Source organism: Cryobacterium sp. MDB1-18-1 (assembly GCF_004402735.1).
In the GTDB taxonomy this organism is placed as follows: Bacteria; Actinomycetota; Actinomycetes; order Actinomycetales; family Microbacteriaceae; genus Cryobacterium; species Cryobacterium glucosi.
Genome location: NZ_SOFR01000046.1, coordinates 1 through 15,692, shown reverse-complemented (window position 1 = coordinate 15,692; position 15,692 = coordinate 1). Strand labels below are relative to the sequence as shown.

Below are 15,692 nucleotides of genomic sequence, written 5' to 3'. Positions count from 1 at the left end.
GCTGCCTGCTTCCTGGGAGCTTATTCGCCGGTGAGGGCGGAGTATTCGGCGTGGCTGAGGAGGGGCGGCAGCTCGAGGAACGTGACCTTGATCAGCCAGCCCTCTCCGAACGGGTCGCTGTTGACGAGCTCGGGGCTGTCGACGACACCGTCGTTGGTGGCCGTGACCGTGCCACTGAGCGGCGCGAAGAGCTCGCCGACGGACTTGGTGGACTCGATCTCGCCGACGATCGAGCCGGCGATGACGCCTGTTCCGACGGCGGGCAGCTCGACGAAGACGACGTCACCGAGCTTCTCTGCCGCGTACGCCGTGATTCCGACGGTTGCGGTGTCGCCCTCGATGAGGACCCACTCGTGTTCTGCGGTGTACTGGAGGGTGGTCTGGTCGGTCATGGGGTGTCCTTTCGGCGGAACAACGGGCAGTGCGTGCTGGTCTGGAGGGGTGCCGGCGAGAATCGCCGCCGGGAGTGCGTGGGCGGATGCCCTCGGGGTCAGGGCTTGCGGGAGTAGAACGGGAGCGCGGTCACGGTCGCCGGGATGCGTGTGCCGCGCACGTCGACGAAGACCTCGGTGCCGAGCCGGGCGATCGACGGCGAGACGTACGCCATCATGACCGGATGTCCCAGGGTCGGGGAGAGGGCGCCGCTCGTGATCATCCCCTCCGGTGTGTGCGCGTCAGCGCTGCGGAAGACGTCGTAGGAGGCGCGGCCGGCGCGCTTGCCCGCGGACACGAGTCCGACGAGCACGGCGGACCCCGCCTGCGGCCCCTCTTCGCTCGCGGCGCGGCCGATGAAGTCGGTCTCCTTGGCGAGGTTGACGACCCGGCCGAGTCCGGCCTGGGCCGGGTAGGTCGCCTCGCTCAGTTCGTGGCCGTAGAGCGGCATGCCGGCCTCGAGGCGCAGGGTGTCGCGGCTCGCGAGTCCGGCGGGCACGAGGCCGTGGTCGGCGCCGGCCGCGGTGAGCGCATTCCAGAGGGCGAGGGCCCGATCGATGGGCACGTACAGTTCGAAGCCGTCCTCCCCGGTGTACCCGGTGCGGGCGATCAGCACCGGGACGTCGGTGAAGGTGCCCGTCATGGCCCGGTAGTAGCGGAGGGCGCCGAGGTCGTCGGTGGCCGTGAGACCGGCGGTCGCCTGGAGGATGGCGAGGGAGTTCGGGCCCTGGACGGCGATGAGCGCGGTGTCGTCGCTCTCGTCGGTCACGGTCACGTCGAAACGGGCAGCGCGCTTGGTGAGGGCCTCGAGCGCCGGGAAGTGGTTGCCGGCGTTGGCGATCACGAGGAACTCGGTCTCCCCGGTGCGGTAGACGACGATGTCGTCGACGATGCCGCCTGCCGCGTTCAGGATCAGGCTGTACTTCGCCTGGAAGAGGGCGATCGCGGAGAGCTTTCCGGCGAGGGCGTAGTCGAGGTACGCAGCGGCATCCGCCCCGCTCACCCGGATCTCGGCCATGTGGGAGAGGTCGAACAGGCCGGCGGCGGTACGCACCGCGTGGTGCTCGGCGAGATCGCTCGAGTAGCGCACCGGCATCTGCCAGCCGGCGAAGTCGGTGAAGCTGGCTCCGGCGTCGACGTGCGCCTGGTGCAGCGGGGAATACCGTTCGGTCAGATCCGGGGTCATGAGTTCTCCAGGCAGGTCGGCCGCGGCCGAGCGAGATTCTCGGGGTCGTGGCGACCCCGTGGGAACTCCCCCTCTGTCGTCAGGCCTGAGAGCTTCGCCGCGTCCTGGTCGGGACGTGACTTTCACCATGGGCGAGCCGCATTGTGCTGCGACTACTTTTCAGAGTGGCCAGTCCGATGCGGTACGAGTACCTGAGAGATTGTCGGGGAGGATTGCTCCTTCGGTGTCCGGCCGCCGAGGCGCCGGACTCTCCCGCATCGGCCGTGTCGGCCCGGTATTCAGTTGGACGGCGCGCCTGGTCGGGCTCAACCGCTTCGCGAGCAGCTTAGCAGCCGGAGTTCCACTGGGACCGGCTCCGGCCTGCCCGATCGCGCAGCACGCCGGCGCCGGATCCTGCCTCGCCGGGCACCCCGGTCAGGCGCCGAAGGAGTCGGCGACCGCGTCGGTGACCTCGACCAGCCGGGTGAGCAGGGCCTCCATCGACTCCGACCGCAGCAGCTCGATCTGGTCGAGGGGGCCGACCGGCGCGATCGCCGCGAGCTGCCAGGCCGCGACAGCCGGGTCGCCGGAGAGTTCGACGTCGGGCGCCCAGGGCTGCTCGGTGAATTCGCTCGCGAGCGCAAGCGCCCGGCGCACCACCCGTTCGGCCCGCTCCCGCAGAGGGAACAGCTCGTCGTCCCACTCCAGCTCGGGGAGCTCGCGCACGCTCGCCTGCGGATACGGGTCGTCGTCGAGCCACTCGAGCACCTCGATGCGCCGCTCGCCGTGGGCGACCACGCCGACGAACCCCTCTGGGGCCTCGATCTGCGTGATCCTGGCCACCGTCCCGATCCCGAACCGGTGCTCACCGCCGCCGACTTCCTGGCCGCGCTCGATCAGCACGACGCCGAAGACCGCGGTCTCGGCGTCGAGCACCCGCGCCATCATCACCAGGTAGCGCTGTTCGAACACGCGCAGGTGCAGTGGCATGTGCGGAAACAGCACCGCGCCCAGCGGGAACATCGGCAGAGTGGTCACCCGCCCACCCAACCACGCTCGAGCCCGCGGACCAAGCCCCTCCCCTCCCGGAGCGCGAGGGTCAGGATTCGGTGACGGTGCCTGCGACGACCTTCCAGTGCCGGTCGGTGTGGACCGTGGCAAGCATCCGCCGGTCGTGGGTGACCAGGAGGAGCGTGCCGGTGTACCCCGCGAGCGCCTGCTCGAGCTGCTCGATCGCGGCGAGGTCGAGGTGGTTCGTCGGTTCGTCGAGCACGAGCAGGTTGACGCCGCGGGCCTGGAGCAGGGCGAGGGCCGCGCGGGTGCGCTCCCCCGGCGACAACTCGCCGGCCGGCCGGGTGACGTGATCGGCCTTGAGCCCGAACTTGGCGAGCAGGGTGCGTACCTCCGCCGTCGAGAGGTCGGGCACAAGCTCCTCGAAGCCCTCGGCGAGCGGCCGGGAACCCAGCAGCAATGACCTGGCCTGGTCGATCTCGCCGATCCGTACGCTCGCGCCAACGCTCGCGGTGCCGCTGTCCGGAACCGAGCGGCCGAGGAGGGCGCCCAGCAGGGTGGTCTTACCCGCGCCGTTCGGCCCGGTGATGCCGATCCGTTCGCCCGCGTTGACCTGGAGCGACACCGGCCCGAGGGTGAACCCGCCCCGGCGGAAGACGGCCTCGTTGAGGGTCGCGACGACCGCGCCCGACCGCGGCGCCTCGCCGATCGTGAAGTCGAGCTGCCATTCCTTGCGCGGTTCCTCGACCTCGTCGAGGCGTTTGATCCGGCTCTCCATCTGCCGCACCTTCTGCGCCTGCTTCTCGCTCGATTCAGCGGATGCCTTCCGCCGGATCTTGTCGTTGTCCGGCGACTTCTTCATCGCGTTGCGCACGCCCTGGCTCGACCACTCCCGCTGGACGCGGGCCCGGCCGACGAGGTCGGCCTTCTTCTCGGCGAACTCCTCATAGTGTTCGCGCTTGTGCCTCCTGTCGGTTTCGCGCTCCTCGAGGTAGGAGTCGTAGCCGCCGCCGAAGACCCGGTTGGCGCCCTGGGCGAGATCGAGTTCGAGCACCCGGGTGACGCAGCGGGCCAGGAATTCCCGGTCGTGGCTGACGAGCACGACCCCGCCCCTGAGTCCGTGCACGAAGGCCTCGAGCCGTTCGAGTCCGTCGAGGTCGAGGTCGTTCGTGGGCTCGTCGAGCAGCACGACGTCGAAGCGGCTGAGCAGCAGGGCCGCCAGGCCCACCCGGGCGGCCTGACCGCCGGAGAGCGAGGTCATCGCCGCGTCGGCGGCGAGGCTGAGCCCGAGGTCGGCGAGCTGGGCGGGCATCCGCTCGTCGAGGTCGGCGGCGCCGCTCGCGAGCCAGCGATCGAGGGCAGCGGAGTAGACGTCGCCGGGATCGCATCCGTCGGGGCCACCGCCGGCGCCGCCATCGCCGACGGTCGCCTCACCCGCGAGCAGGGCGGCGGCGGCATCGAGCTCGCGGCTCGCGTCGGCGCAGCCCGTGCGGCGGCCGATGTAGTCCGCGATCGATTCGCCCGGCCTGCGGTCCGGCTCCTGCGGCAACCAGCCGACGAAGGCATCCGCCGGGGAGAGTCCGACGCTGCCGGCCTGCGGGGCGAGCCGGCCGGCGAGCAGCCGCAGCAGCGTCGACTTGCCGGAGCCGTTGACCCCGACCACCCCGACGACGTCGCCGGGCGCGACGGTGAGGTCGAGTGAATCGAAAAGGGTACGGTGCGCGTACCCGCCGGCGAGGCCCTTGGCCACGAGCGTTGCGGTCATTACTCCATGGTCTCATTGCACCTGTTCTCCCGGCACCGCGTAGCCTGTTACTGTCCCGTGACCGGCACGGCGGCAGTTCGAAGGGCTTTCTTGTGGACACCACCCTGCTCCGGCGTTTCGTCACGACCGCCGAAGCCACTAACTGGGGTGCCGCGGCGAAGACCCTCAACATGACCCGCGCCACCCTCCTGATCTCCATCAGGAAGCTCGAGGAGGAGGTCGGCGGCGAACTGTTCGTCACCGTCGACGACGTGCCCACCCTGACGAGCGCCGGACTCGAGCTGCTCGAGGTCGCGCGTCCCGTGGTGCGGAAGCCCGCTGCAGCAGCAGCCCCGCAGAAGCCGGCGAAGGCCGGCGGCAAGGCGAAAGCCTCCAAGGGCCAGGGCCGGGCACCCGCGGTCAAGGGCGCGCCGAAGCCCAAGGGGCGCCGCCAGTCCCGCTGAGCGGCGTGACCGGCCCGCCCGATAGGGTGGTCTCGTCCACCCCGAGGAAGGGCACGATCATCAGAGAACCACGGCGAATCGATTCAGAGTCCGTCCAGCGGATGGCTTCCGCATGAACTGGGTGATCGCCGGGCTTCCCCTGCACCCACTTCTCGTGCACGCGAGCGTGATCCTGATCCCTCTTGCCGCCCTGTGCACGATCCTGACTCTGGTCTGGCCGGCCGCCCGGCGGCGGCTCGGCATCGTCACGCCGCTGCTCGCGTTCGCCGCGCTCGGCGCGACCCTGCTGACCGTGCAAGCCGGGGAGGCCCTGGCGCAGATCATCACCCCGACCGCGCTGAGCGGGGCGCACGTCGCCATCGGCGAGACCGTGCGGCCGTGGGTCTTCGGGCTGTTTCTCGTGGCTGCGGCCCAGTGGCTGTGGTTCCGGTATTTCGGGACCGGGCAGAAGTACGGCGCCCGGATCCCCTCCCCGGGAACCCGCACGGCCCTGACAGTCGTACTCGCTGTCGCAGTGGCCCTGACGAGCGTCGGATCCGTCGTTTCGGTCGTCGTCGTGGGCGATTCCGGCGCCAGGGCCGTGTGGTCGCCGGTCGTCGACGGCACGAAGTAGGGACGGCCGACGGGCCTGATTCCCACCCTCCTGCGGTGCCTTGACCACGGCCCGCGATGGGTGTACTACGGACGCCGTGAGGGCCCGGACCGGTTCCGGGCATGCCGTCCAAAGGAGGAATCATGGCACCCTTCACCCTTGACTCTCTGCGTGAACGAGTCCGCGGATCCGTGATCGGACCTGACGACCCGGGGTACGACGACGCGAGAGCCGTCTACAACGGGATGATCAACAAACGTCCGGCCGTCGTCGTCAGGCCCTCGCAGGTCGCCGACGTGATGACGAGCGTCGCGTTCGCCAGGGAACACGAACTCCCCGTCGCCGTTCGCGGCGGCGGGCACAGCGCCCCCGGGTTCGGCACGGTCGACGGCGGCCTCGTCATCGACTTCGTCGCGCAGACCGGTGTTCGGGTCGATCCGGCCGCGGAAACGGCACGTTCCGGGCCCGGGGCGACCTGGGCGGACTTCAACCACGCGACCCACGCCTTCGGCCTCGCAACGACCGGCGGGATCATCGGCTCGACGGGCGTGTCCGGGCTCACCCTCGGCGGCGGAATCGGGTACCTCTCGCGGCAATTCGGATTGTCGTGTGACAACCTGCTCTCCGCCGATGTCGTGACCGCGGACGGACGGTTCCTCGTGGCGAGTGAAACCGAGAACGCGGACCTGTTCTGGGCGCTGCGCGGCGGGGGCGGTAACTTCGGAGTGGTCACCTCGCTCGAGTTCCGGCTGCACCCGGTCTCCACCATCTACGGGGGCCTGGTGATCTACCCCGCGGCGGAGGCAGACACCGTCGGCCGCTTCTACCGGGATTTCATCGCGAACGCCCCGGAGGAGTTCGGCGTGTTCCTCGGGTTCCACCAGGGACCGCCGGTGCCGTTCCTGCCCGAGCAGTGGCACGGTCAACCCGTCTGCGTCATCGTCGGCGCCTGGACCGGACCCCTCGACGAGGGCGAGAAGCGCTGGCAGCCGATCCTCGACGCCGCGCCCGTCGCCGGTTCGTTTGTCGGGCCGCTCCCGTACCCCGTGCTGAACGGTCTGTTCGACCCGATGCTGCCGAAGGGCATGCAGGCGTACTGGAAGGCGGACTTCCTCGCCTCCCTGAGCGATGACGCGCTGCGGGTCGCCGTCGACTTCGGCAGCCGGATCCCGAGCATGGAGTCCGCGAACCATTACTACCCGATCGACGGGGCGGTGCAGCGGGTCGCACCGGGGGCGACGGCATTCCCCTACCGGAACGTGGACTTCGCGCCGGTCATCGCCGGGATGTGGCACGACCCCGCGGACAATGCGGCGAACATCCGCTGGGTTCGGGACTACTGGGAGGCGCTGCACCCCTTTGCCGAGCCCGGCGGCTACATCAATTTCATGGACGCCGACGATCAGGGCAGGATCGCGCAGAACTACGGGCCGAACTACGAGCGGCTCGCGGAGGTGAAGGCCGTCTACGACCCGGACAACGTGTTCCGCGTCAATCAAAACATCAGTCCGCGCGTCAGTGCCCCGTCCGCCGGCACCCAGGCTCCGGGGGTCCAGGAGGGAGGCGTCACGAGCGTCGAGGACTGACCGGTCGTCGCGTGACCTTGCGTGGCCTCGGGTCAGGCCTTCTTGACCACGCTCGACTTCAGCTGCATCGCTCCGACGCCGTCGATCTTGCAGTCGATGTCGTGGTCGCCGACGCCGTCGACCAGGCGGATGCCGCGCACCTTCGTGCCGACCTTCACCACGGTCGAGCTGCCCTTGACCTTGAGGTCCTTGATCACGGTGACGGTGTCGCCGTCCGCGAGGACGGTTCCGAAGGCATCCGTGATCACGCGCTCGGCGGATGCGTCACCCGGGTCGGCCGTCAGGCTCACGTCGGCCGCGGCCCACTCGTGCCCGCACAGCGGGCAGACGAGCAGTGCGCCCATCTCGTAGGCGAGGTCGCTGGAACATTCGGGGCACGGGGGCAGGGTATCGGTCACTTCCCCACCGTAGTCGAGGGGTCGAGCATCAGGCGGTTAGCGCCAGCTCCCGATGATCAGGCCCATGATGGTGAGATTGAGCACGTCGCTCGAGACCTCGATCAGCCAGACCCGGAATCCGGCCCCGGCGAAGAGCCGGTGCGAGAGCGACGAGGCAGCGGCGAGCCCGATGCCGAGCAGGAAGCCGGTGAGTGCGCCCTGGAGCGGGCCGAAACCGGGAGTGGCGGGCGCGACGAACGAGATCACGACCGCGACGCTGACGGCTTCGACGAACGCGGCGACGGCCGTCGCACCGAAGACGACGGCCATGTTGCTGGCGGCGCCCGGCACCGCCGCCGGGTCCTTGCCCATCAGTTTCCACCAGAGCGGGAAGAACGTCTTCGGGCCGAACCAGATGCCGCCCGCGATGAAGGCGGCGACGGTGGCGGCCAGAATCGCCAGCCAGTTGAGGTGGGTCAGGTCCACAATCGTTCCTATCGGTCGTCCGGCGCGAAGAACTCGACTGTATCGACAAGCGGATGTCCGCGGCTACCGGTACTGGGCTTCCGTTCGCCGTCGGCGATCGTGGCGACCGGCAGCAGGCGCCGCGTGTTTCGATCCCGGAATTGGTCCTTCCCACCGGTCCGGGCTGGATCCCTCACAGTGACAGGAGAGGGAAGACGTGCGAAGCTTCTGGTCAGGGGTGATTTTCGTCGTCCCTGTGATGGGGGATGCACGATGAGACGTCCGGTCCTGTTCCTTGCTGCGGCTTGTGCCGCCGCGCTCCTGCTGAGCGGATGCGCCGGGCCGGCCACGGGGGGCACCGCAGCCGATTCGTCCCCGCTCGCAACCCCGTCCCCCTCCCCTGCGCTGGTCTCGCCTGCGCCCACAGCCACGGCGAGCGCCGCCCGCCTCTCGATCGGCGCGCTCACCGTCAGCACCATCGACGCGACCGGCGCGACGATCGCGACAACCCCGTACTCCGACGGCGCCCCGGCCATGGTCGCCTTCCTCTCCGCGGCGATCGGGGTCGCGCCGACCGTGGCCCGCGCCGACCCCGAGACCGGCTGCTCGGGGGCGGCAACCACGTACTCCTGGGCCGCCGGGTTCCTCGTGAACGTTCCAGACACCGAGAGCCCGCCGCTCTACACCTGGACAGTCCAGGCCCGCTCCGCGCAGGTGGGCGCCGCCGGGGTGACCGTGCAGTCCAGCACGGGGCTCGTCGTCGGCACGGATGTCTCCGCGAGCGCCGCAAACCTCCCCGCCGACCAGAAGATCGACGAGTACAACGACGGCACCGGTCCCCTCGTCTTCGAGGTCGCCGGCCGGAACGCGGAGGGCAAGCCGTACGGCGGCGCTGCCCTCGTCGGGCAGGGGGGCGTGTTGTCCGCGATCGCGGCCCCCGCCGGCCTCGGCCAGTTCTACTGCTGACACGGACTCAGCCGGGCACCGGCATCCGCCTCCTGCAATGGCCGTAACGGCGTAACGACGAGATTAGGCCGTCGTCTTCGCGGCCGCCTTGGCCGCCCGCTTGGTCTCCCGTACCCGCGCGAGCGACTCGGCATCGACGATGTCGGCAACGGATGCGTGCGAGCCGTCCTGCCCGTACGGCGCAGACGCCTCCCGCCAGCCCGGCGCGGCGAGAGCGAATCGCTTCCCGAGGATGGCCAGGAAGATCTTCGCCTTCTGCTCGCCGAAACCGGGCAGCGCCCTGAGTCGACGGAGCACCTCTGCGCCGTCGGGGGCCCCGGAGGTCCAGATCGCGGAGGCGTCGCTGTTCCAGTCCCGCGCGACGACTTCGGCGAGCGCTTGCACCCGTCCGGCCATCGAGCCGGGAAAACGGTGCACGGCCGGCGTCGTTCGGAAGACTTCGACAAAGGAATCGGCGTCGAACGCCGCAATCCTCGCGGGATCCAGGGTGCCGATCCGGTCCCGGATCTTGGCCGGCCCGGCGAATGCCGTCTCCATCGGTACCTGCTGGTCCAGGAGCATCCCGACCAGGAGGGCGAACGGGTCTTCGCTGAGCAGGGCGTCTGAGGCGTCGTCGCCGGTGATGTGCAGCGTCATGCCGCCATTGTGCCACCGGCGGGACAGGGCCGCGCGGTCGACGCCGCGAGAAACCAGCGGCAGCGACAGCGCCTGCCGGAGTGATCAGCGTGCCCGCTTCGGCAGCCCGCGCCCGAAACGGCTGGCGCGGTTTGCCGATCAGGGTGCATCGGCGACGGTACCCCGCCTTCGGGGTATGCGGGGCGAGCCGACCGGAGCGGATGCCTCCTGGTTCACGCGCGCGTGTCATACTCCGCGGGTGACGCTCTTCGAATCCGGCCAGGACTGGGCCCCGCGCCCGGCGCGGCGACCGCCCCGGTGGCGACTGCGGGGCACCGTCTTCGGAATCGTGCTCGGGACCGTCGCCGGTGTGACGCTGGCCGCCACCTACCTCCCGTCGAGCCCGCTCGCTGGTGCCGCAGCGTACTCGCTCTCGGCGGATCTCTCGCCGATCGCCGACCGGATCGGCTTCAGTGACGAAGGCAGGGATATCTTCCTGACCACACGTCCGCAGCTCCTCGACAGCGGTGATTTTCGCAAGGCCTGCGAAGGGACACCGGATGGGACCGTCCACGGGGACTTCGCGACCGTCGGTTGCTTCTACGGTCTCGGGGAACACTTCGGACGGATAGCGATCTTCCGCCCCACCGACGCCAGGCTGGCCGACCAGATCGTGGTGACGGCTGCCCACGAGTTCCTGCACGCCGCGTACGCCCGGCTCACGTCCGGCGAGCAGGCGCGCCTCGACGCGCTCCTCGACAAGCGCTGGTCCACCATTGCGGCGGACGACCCGATTCAGGCCAGCGTCGATTCCTCGGTGGGGTCGGCGGCCGAGAACCGGTCTACCGAGGAATTCGCGTATTTCGGGACCGAGATCGCCGATGCGGTCGACCCGGCGCTCGAGGCGTACTACGCCCGCTATTTCCGCGACCGGGGTGCGCTCGTCGCGATCCACGACGCCGACCGCGCCCTCCGCGACGGCCTGGAGGCCGACTACAGCGCGAAGGCCGATGCCCTCGCCATCCGGGAACAGGCGAACGCGGACGCGGGCGCGCAGTTGCAGGCCGACCGTGCGCAACTGGCCGCCGACCGCGCCTGGTACAACCGGCAGGCCGATGAGTACAACGCTCTCTCCCCGGAGGTCCGCGCCCGCACCTACGTTGCAGACTCCGGCGGCACCGCGGGCGGTGAGCCGTATGGCAGCTATCTGGCCGGCAGACTGGCCGAATTCGCGACGAGGGAGGCAGACCAGTCGCAGCGTCAGAGCGAACTCGACGCGGCCGAAGCCGCAGCCCCGGCGGCGCGCACGGAGGTGGAACGACTCTATGCGGACATCGAGGCGCTCAATGTCGCCGCCGTGCCCGCCACGTGACGCGGCGCCGTTGTTGCCGAAAGCCGGCCGAGGTGCTCTGATGAGCGAATGAGCGAATCGCCCCTGCCCGTTCTGGCCACGAAGCTCTTCATCCCGTCGCCCCGACCGAACGCCGTCTCCCGCCCCCGCCTCATCGCGCGTTTGCGGGAGGGGCTCCGCGCCGGTCACCGGGCGACTCTTCTGTCGGCGCCGGCCGGATTCGGTAAGACCACGGTGGCGAGCCAGTGGATCGCCGACACCGTGGCCGGTGAACCCGGCGCTCGTGTCGCCTGGCTCTCGCTCGACGCGAGCGATAACGACCCCTCACGGTTCCTCACGTACCTCGTAGCGGCCCTGCACCGAGCCGATCCCGCGGTCGCCGCGGATGCACACGCACTTCCGCTTTCGTCGATCGAGGGCACGATGGCCGCGCTCATCAATGACGTCGCGGCAGCACAGCACCCGATGGTCCTGGTGCTCGACGACTTCCACCTCATCGAGGACGGCACGATCCGCGACGGGCTCGTGTTCCTGATCGATCACCTGCCGCCGAACCTGCACCTGGCCATCCTGAGTCGCTCCGACCCGCTCCTGCCGCTGGCCAGGCTGCGCGCGCGGGGCGAGTTGACCGAGTTGCGTGCCGCGGACCTGCGCTTCACTCCCGATGAGGCCGCAGCGTTCCTGAACGAGGTCATGCACCTTGGGCTCTCCCCCGCGCACGTCGCCGCCCTCGACACCCGGACGGAGGGCTGGATCGCAGGCCTCCAGCTTGCGGCACTGTCCATGCGGGACCGCTCGGACGTGGGCGGTTTCATCCAGGGCTTCACCGGCAGTCACCGGTTCGTGATCGACTACCTCGCCGAAGAGGTGCTGCACCGCCAGCCCGATCACGTCCGCGCCTTCCTCTTCGACACCGCGATCCTCGGCCGACTGAGCGCTCCCCTGTGCGACGCGGTCACCGGTCGCTCCGACAGCGGCGAGATGCTCGCGGCCCTCGAGCGGGACAACCTCTTCGTCGTCCCCCTCGACGACCGGCGCGAGTGGTATCGCTATCACCACCTCTTCGCCGACGTGCTGACGGCTCGCGTGCTTGCGGACGGTCCCGACCGGGTACCGGACCTGCACCGGCGCGCCAGCGAGTGGTTCGAACGGAATGGGCTGCCGGAAGATGCAGTCGCTCAGGCCCTGGCCGCCGGGGATTTCGGGCGGGCCGCCAGGGTGATCGAGTCGACGGTGCCCGGCGTGCGCAAGAGCAGGCAGGATGCGACCCTGCTCGGCTGGCTCGCGCTGCTTCCGGGCGACGTCATCAGGCGCAGGCCCGTTCTGGGCGTCTACCGCGCCTGGTCATTGCTCGTGTCCGGTGATGTGGATGCCGTCGAACCGTTGCTGGCGGACGCCGAGCGGGCGCTCGGCGCACCAACGGACGACGGCACGCCGACCCATGATTCGGCAGCAGGCGCGGAACTGCGGATACTCCCCGTCACGATCGCCCTGTACCGTGCCGCGGTCGCACAGGCGCGCGGCGACGTCGCGGGAACCCAGGTGCAGGCGCGCCGGGCCCTCGACCTCACCGGCCCCGACGACCACTTCGGGCGCGGCGCAGCATCCGGTTTTCTCGGGCTGGCGTCCTGGGCCGTCGGCGACCTCGGCGCCGCGGTCGACGCGTTCGGCGAGGTCGCGACGAGCCTTCGGCGATCCGGCAACCTGGCCGACATGCTCGGCACCACGATCGTCATGGCCGACCTCCTCATCCAGCAGGGGCGGCTGCGAGACGCCCAGCGCGCCTGCGAGGATGCCCTGCGCCTCGCGGCGGAACAGGGAGAGCCGGTTCCCCAGTCGACGGCAGACCTCCACGTCGCCGTCAGTGAGCTCCTTCGTGAACGCTCCGACCTGCCCGCCGCCCGGGAGCAATTACTGATCGGCCAGGCACTCGGCGAGCGGGCGTCCCTGCCCGAAAACCGGTATCGCTGGTTCGCCGCGATGTCCCGGATCGACGAGGCGGAGGGACGACTCGACGACGCCCTTGACGCGCTCGGCGCCGCGGAGCGCCTGTACCGGCCCGGGTTCTTCCCGGAGGTGCGGCCTCTTGCCGCGATGAAGGCCCGGCTCTGGGTCAAGCAGGGACGGCTCGGTGATGCCCAGGGCTGGGCAGACAGCCAGGGGCTCGCGACAACGGATGCGCCGGGTTACCTGCGCGAGTTCGACCACCTCACGCTGGCGAGGCTCTCGATCGCACGGCACACGTCCGATCCACAGGCCGGCTCCCTCGACGCGACAGCGGCCCTGCTCGACCGCTTGCTCGAAGCGGCGGATGCCGGTGGCCGCGCCGGCCGGGTGAACGAGATCCTGGTCCTGCAGGCGTTGGCGCACGCGGCAGCCGGCAACACCGACCTGGCGCTCCGCCCGCTCGCGCGCGCCCTCGCGCAGGCGGAACCAGAGGGGTACGTACGGCTCTTCCTGGACGAGGGCGAGCCGATGGCCGCGCTTCTCCGAACGGCAGCCGACGAGGGAATCGCCCCCGACTATGCTCGCGGCCTCAGCGCGGCGTTCGTGCGCGAGGACGATCCGGGGGCATCCGCCCGGCCGCTCGCCGAAACGCTGAGCGAACGCGAACTGCACGTGCTCAGGCTTCTGGCGACAGAGTTGAGCGGGCCCGAGATCGCCCGCGAACTGTACGTCTCCGTGAACACCCTCCGCACCCACACCCGGCATATCTTCGGCAAACTCGAGGTCACCAACCGGGCGGATGCGATCCGTCGCGCTGAAAAGCTCGGCCTCGTCTGACAATCACCACAGGGATCACCACGTGGAGTGATGCCCCGTCATCACATGTCTCCCTAGATTCAGGGTGTCTTCAGGCAACCGCCTGGGTCACGCAGAACATCGGAGCCTCTCATGAGCATCACGACATCCACCCTCACCCGCGCGGCCGCCGGAGCGGCCGCACTCTCCGGGCTCATCTACATCATCATCCAGTTCATCCACCCGGCCGACGTGGTCGCCTCGCTCTCCACTCAGATGTGGATCACGGTGCACGTCCTCAGCTTCGGCATGGCCGTTCTGGCCATGATCGGTCTCACCGGAATCTACCTGCGGCAGGTGCAGAAGTTCGGGCTGCTCGGCCTGATCGCCTACCTGATGTTCGGATTCTTCTTCATCCTGCAGGCATCCTTCAACTTCACCGAAGCCCTCATCGCGCCGCTGGTCGCGACCGCAGCCCCCCAGCTCGCCGTGGACATCGTCGGACTGTTCGGCCGCTACCCGGCCGTGAACGACCTCGGCCCCCTCGCGGCGCTCCCCCAGGTCGGCGGTCTGCTCTACGTCGTCGGCGCCCTGCTGTTCGGCATCTCCATCCTCCGCGCCCGTGTCCTGTCACGCGGGGCCGGCATCCTTCTGATCGTCGCAGCGGCCGTGACGCCCATCGCGGGCGCACTGCTCCCGCACACCCTCGAACGGATGGCCGCCATCCCCATGGGCCTGGCCCTGATCTGGCTCGGATACTCCCTGTGGACGAACTCGCGCACAACTGCGGCACCCGCGACGGTCACCAACACCGGCGCACGCCTCGACGCGACACCGACGGTCTGACCCGGGTTCGCCGGACGACCGAGGAGGACGGACATGACAAGTGGACACGTGGCGCCCCTCGGGCGCGGTGGCATCGACACGTACGAGATCCGGCTCCAGGGGCAACTGGATGCCGGTTGGACCGACTGGTTCGACGGCTTCCGGCTGAAAGAAGAGAACGACGGGACAACGACCCTGACCGGCCCGGTCGTGGACCAGTCGGCTCTGCACGGACTACTGAGACGGGTCGGGGACCTGGGCGCCACGTTGATCTCGGTCAACGTCCTGACGAGGAGCGACCGATGACGAGGGACAGAATCACCCGAGACATGGTGACACGAGACAGCACGGCACGAGACAACGGGACACGAAACCGCGGGACACGAGACAGTGGGACACAAGACAGCGGGACACGAAACCGCGGGTCACGAGGGACCGCGACCACCGCGGTTCCCGGCGCTGATCGCGTCCAGCCCCGGACGCGGACGCATGCTCCCCGGTCGCCGTGGCTCGCACCGGCCGGACTGATCCTCCTCAGTCTCATTACCATTCTCGCCGGGGCTGCGCGCCTCACCGAGCTGACGGGGGGCTCCACCGCCACCGAGCACAACGTCCGGTTCCTCGACTCCCCCATGCCCGTCGTCACGCACATCGTCAGCGTGACCGTCTTCTGCCTCCTCGGCGCCCTCCAGTTCGTTCCCGCCCTGCGGCGCCGGGCGAGCAGGTGGCACCGCATCGCGGGAGTCATCCTCATCCCCGCCGGCCTGCTCTCCGCGCTGTCCGGCCTGTGGATGGTGGTGTTCTACCCGCACCCGCCGGGTGACGGCATCGCCCTCGGCGTGATTCGGCTCTTCTTCGGGTCGGCGATGGCCGTGAGCCTCGTTCTCGGTATCCGCGCGATCCTGCGCCGCGATTTCGTCAGGCACGGCGAGTGGATGACTCGGGCCTACGCGATAGCCGTCGCCGCGGGCACGCAGGCGCTGCTGCTGATCCCGGGGGCGATCCTTTTCGGGGCGCAGGACGAGCCCTCCCGCGCGGTCCTGATGGGTGGCGCCTGGGTCCTGAACCTGACGGTCGCCGAGTACCTCATCCGCAGTCGGCGCCGTCGCCGTCGCTAGACGGCGTCGGCCCAGGTCCGTTCTAGAACGGTGTCGGGTCGTCGGGGTCGTCGGGTGTGGGGTCAAGGTTCCAGACGTCCACGAACGGGACCGGTGGTTTCGGTGCGGGTTTCGGTTTCCGGGGTGGTCTCATATCGGCCGAGGGTTCGACGATGTAGCTGTACCCGGCCGGGGAGGTCCATTCGATGCGGCCGTCGCCGAGGTGTCTCGGCGTCCACCGGGTGTAGCTCTTCACCGCG

16 protein-coding genes, 1 pseudogene and 1 riboswitch are annotated in these 15,692 nt (G+C 69.7%); of the genes and pseudogenes, 9 read left to right on the top strand and 8 right to left on the bottom strand.

Going from position 1 to position 15,692, the window contains the following annotated elements:
* Nucleotides 1-20 precede the first annotated feature (20 nt).
* The 4 genes from gcvH to E3O50_RS11805 form a co-directional block, all read right to left on the bottom strand.
* Nucleotides 21-392, bottom strand: coding sequence for a glycine cleavage system protein GcvH (gene gcvH / locus E3O50_RS11820; protein WP_134559097.1), 372 nt, complete (start codon nt 390-392; stop codon nt 21-23).
* A 98-nt stretch (nt 393-490) separates the two neighbouring features.
* On the bottom strand, nt 491-1,618 hold the full coding sequence (gene gcvT / locus E3O50_RS11815; RefSeq protein WP_134449522.1) for a glycine cleavage system aminomethyltransferase GcvT: 1,128 nt from the start codon (nt 1,616-1,618) through the stop codon (nt 491-493).
* Nucleotides 1,619-1,787: 169 nt separating this feature from the next.
* A riboswitch (glycine riboswitch) is annotated at nt 1,788-1,883 on the bottom strand.
* A 149-nt stretch (nt 1,884-2,032) separates the two neighbouring features.
* Nucleotides 2,033-2,635 (bottom strand): LON peptidase substrate-binding domain-containing protein, encoded by a 603-nt coding sequence (locus tag E3O50_RS11810; protein ID WP_134449521.1) that lies wholly within the window; start codon nt 2,633-2,635, stop codon nt 2,033-2,035.
* Nucleotides 2,636-2,696: 61 nt separating this feature from the next.
* The gene (locus tag E3O50_RS11805; RefSeq protein ID WP_134559095.1) at nt 2,697-4,373 is read right to left on the bottom strand and encodes an ABC-F family ATP-binding cassette domain-containing protein; all 1,677 of its coding nucleotides are present in this window, start codon (nt 4,371-4,373) and stop codon (nt 2,697-2,699) included.
* A gap of 92 nt (nt 4,374-4,465) precedes the next feature.
* Between E3O50_RS11805 and E3O50_RS11800 the strand changes: the two genes are divergently transcribed.
* The 3 genes from E3O50_RS11800 (at nt 4,466) to E3O50_RS11790 (ending at nt 6,994) form a co-directional block, all read left to right on the top strand.
* Nucleotides 4,466-4,816 carry a LysR family transcriptional regulator gene (locus tag E3O50_RS11800; RefSeq protein ID WP_134449519.1) on the top strand — a complete coding sequence of 117 codons (351 nt, stop codon included), beginning with the start codon at nt 4,466-4,468 and terminating at the stop codon, nt 4,814-4,816.
* Nucleotides 4,817-4,928: 112 nt separating this feature from the next.
* Complete coding sequence (locus tag E3O50_RS11795) at nt 4,929-5,429, top strand: DUF2231 domain-containing protein (protein WP_134449518.1); 501 nt, start codon at nt 4,929-4,931, stop codon at nt 5,427-5,429.
* A 122-nt stretch (nt 5,430-5,551) separates the two neighbouring features.
* On the top strand, nt 5,552-6,994 hold the full coding sequence (locus tag E3O50_RS11790) for an FAD-binding oxidoreductase (RefSeq protein ID WP_134559093.1): 1,443 nt from the start codon (nt 5,552-5,554) through the stop codon (nt 6,992-6,994).
* Nucleotides 6,995-7,026: 32 nt separating this feature from the next.
* Here E3O50_RS11790 and E3O50_RS11785 read toward each other — a convergent pair whose 3' ends face one another.
* Nucleotides 7,027-7,392: a zinc ribbon domain-containing protein YjdM gene (locus E3O50_RS11785; protein ID WP_134449516.1), complete on the bottom strand. Its 366-nt coding sequence runs from the start codon at nt 7,390-7,392 to the stop codon at nt 7,027-7,029.
* Nucleotides 7,393-7,428: 36 nt separating this feature from the next.
* Nucleotides 7,429-7,857 (bottom strand): DUF1761 domain-containing protein, encoded by a 429-nt coding sequence (locus tag E3O50_RS11780; protein ID WP_166787384.1) that lies wholly within the window; start codon nt 7,855-7,857, stop codon nt 7,429-7,431.
* A gap of 252 nt (nt 7,858-8,109) precedes the next feature.
* Between E3O50_RS11780 and E3O50_RS11775 the strand changes: the two genes are divergently transcribed.
* Nucleotides 8,110-8,802, top strand: a complete 693-nt coding sequence (locus E3O50_RS11775) for a hypothetical protein (protein WP_134559091.1) — start codon at nt 8,110-8,112, stop codon at nt 8,800-8,802.
* A 63-nt stretch (nt 8,803-8,865) separates the two neighbouring features.
* Here the strand turns inward: E3O50_RS11775 and E3O50_RS11770 are convergent, their stop codons facing one another.
* Nucleotides 8,866-9,438 carry an HhH-GPD-type base excision DNA repair protein gene (locus tag E3O50_RS11770; protein WP_134559089.1) on the bottom strand — a complete coding sequence of 191 codons (573 nt, stop codon included), beginning with the start codon at nt 9,436-9,438 and terminating at the stop codon, nt 8,866-8,868.
* Nucleotides 9,439-9,676: 238 nt separating this feature from the next.
* Here E3O50_RS11770 and E3O50_RS11765 point away from each other — a divergent pair, with 238 nt between their 5' ends.
* From E3O50_RS11765 to E3O50_RS19660, 5 genes are all read left to right on the top strand, one after another.
* Nucleotides 9,677-10,789 (top strand): hypothetical protein, encoded by a 1,113-nt coding sequence (locus E3O50_RS11765; protein WP_134559087.1) that lies wholly within the window; start codon nt 9,677-9,679, stop codon nt 10,787-10,789.
* 48 nt (nt 10,790-10,837) lie between these two features.
* Nucleotides 10,838-13,552 carry a LuxR C-terminal-related transcriptional regulator gene (locus E3O50_RS11760; RefSeq protein WP_134559085.1) on the top strand — a complete coding sequence of 905 codons (2,715 nt, stop codon included), beginning with the start codon at nt 10,838-10,840 and terminating at the stop codon, nt 13,550-13,552.
* A 111-nt stretch (nt 13,553-13,663) separates the two neighbouring features.
* On the top strand, nt 13,664-14,356 hold the full coding sequence (locus E3O50_RS11755; protein WP_134559083.1) for a hypothetical protein: 693 nt from the start codon (nt 13,664-13,666) through the stop codon (nt 14,354-14,356).
* 33 nt (nt 14,357-14,389) lie between these two features.
* A complete protein-coding gene (locus E3O50_RS11750; protein ID WP_134559081.1) occupies nt 14,390-14,641 on the top strand; it encodes a hypothetical protein in 252 nt (83 codons plus the stop codon).
* Between the two features lie 326 nt (nt 14,642-14,967).
* Complete coding sequence (locus E3O50_RS19660) at nt 14,968-15,453, top strand: DUF2306 domain-containing protein (RefSeq protein ID WP_241975344.1); 486 nt, start codon at nt 14,968-14,970, stop codon at nt 15,451-15,453.
* 22 nt (nt 15,454-15,475) lie between these two features.
* Here the strand turns inward: E3O50_RS19660 and E3O50_RS19160 are convergent.
* Nucleotides 15,476-15,692, bottom strand: a pseudogene (locus tag E3O50_RS19160) (hypothetical protein); the annotation flags it as partial.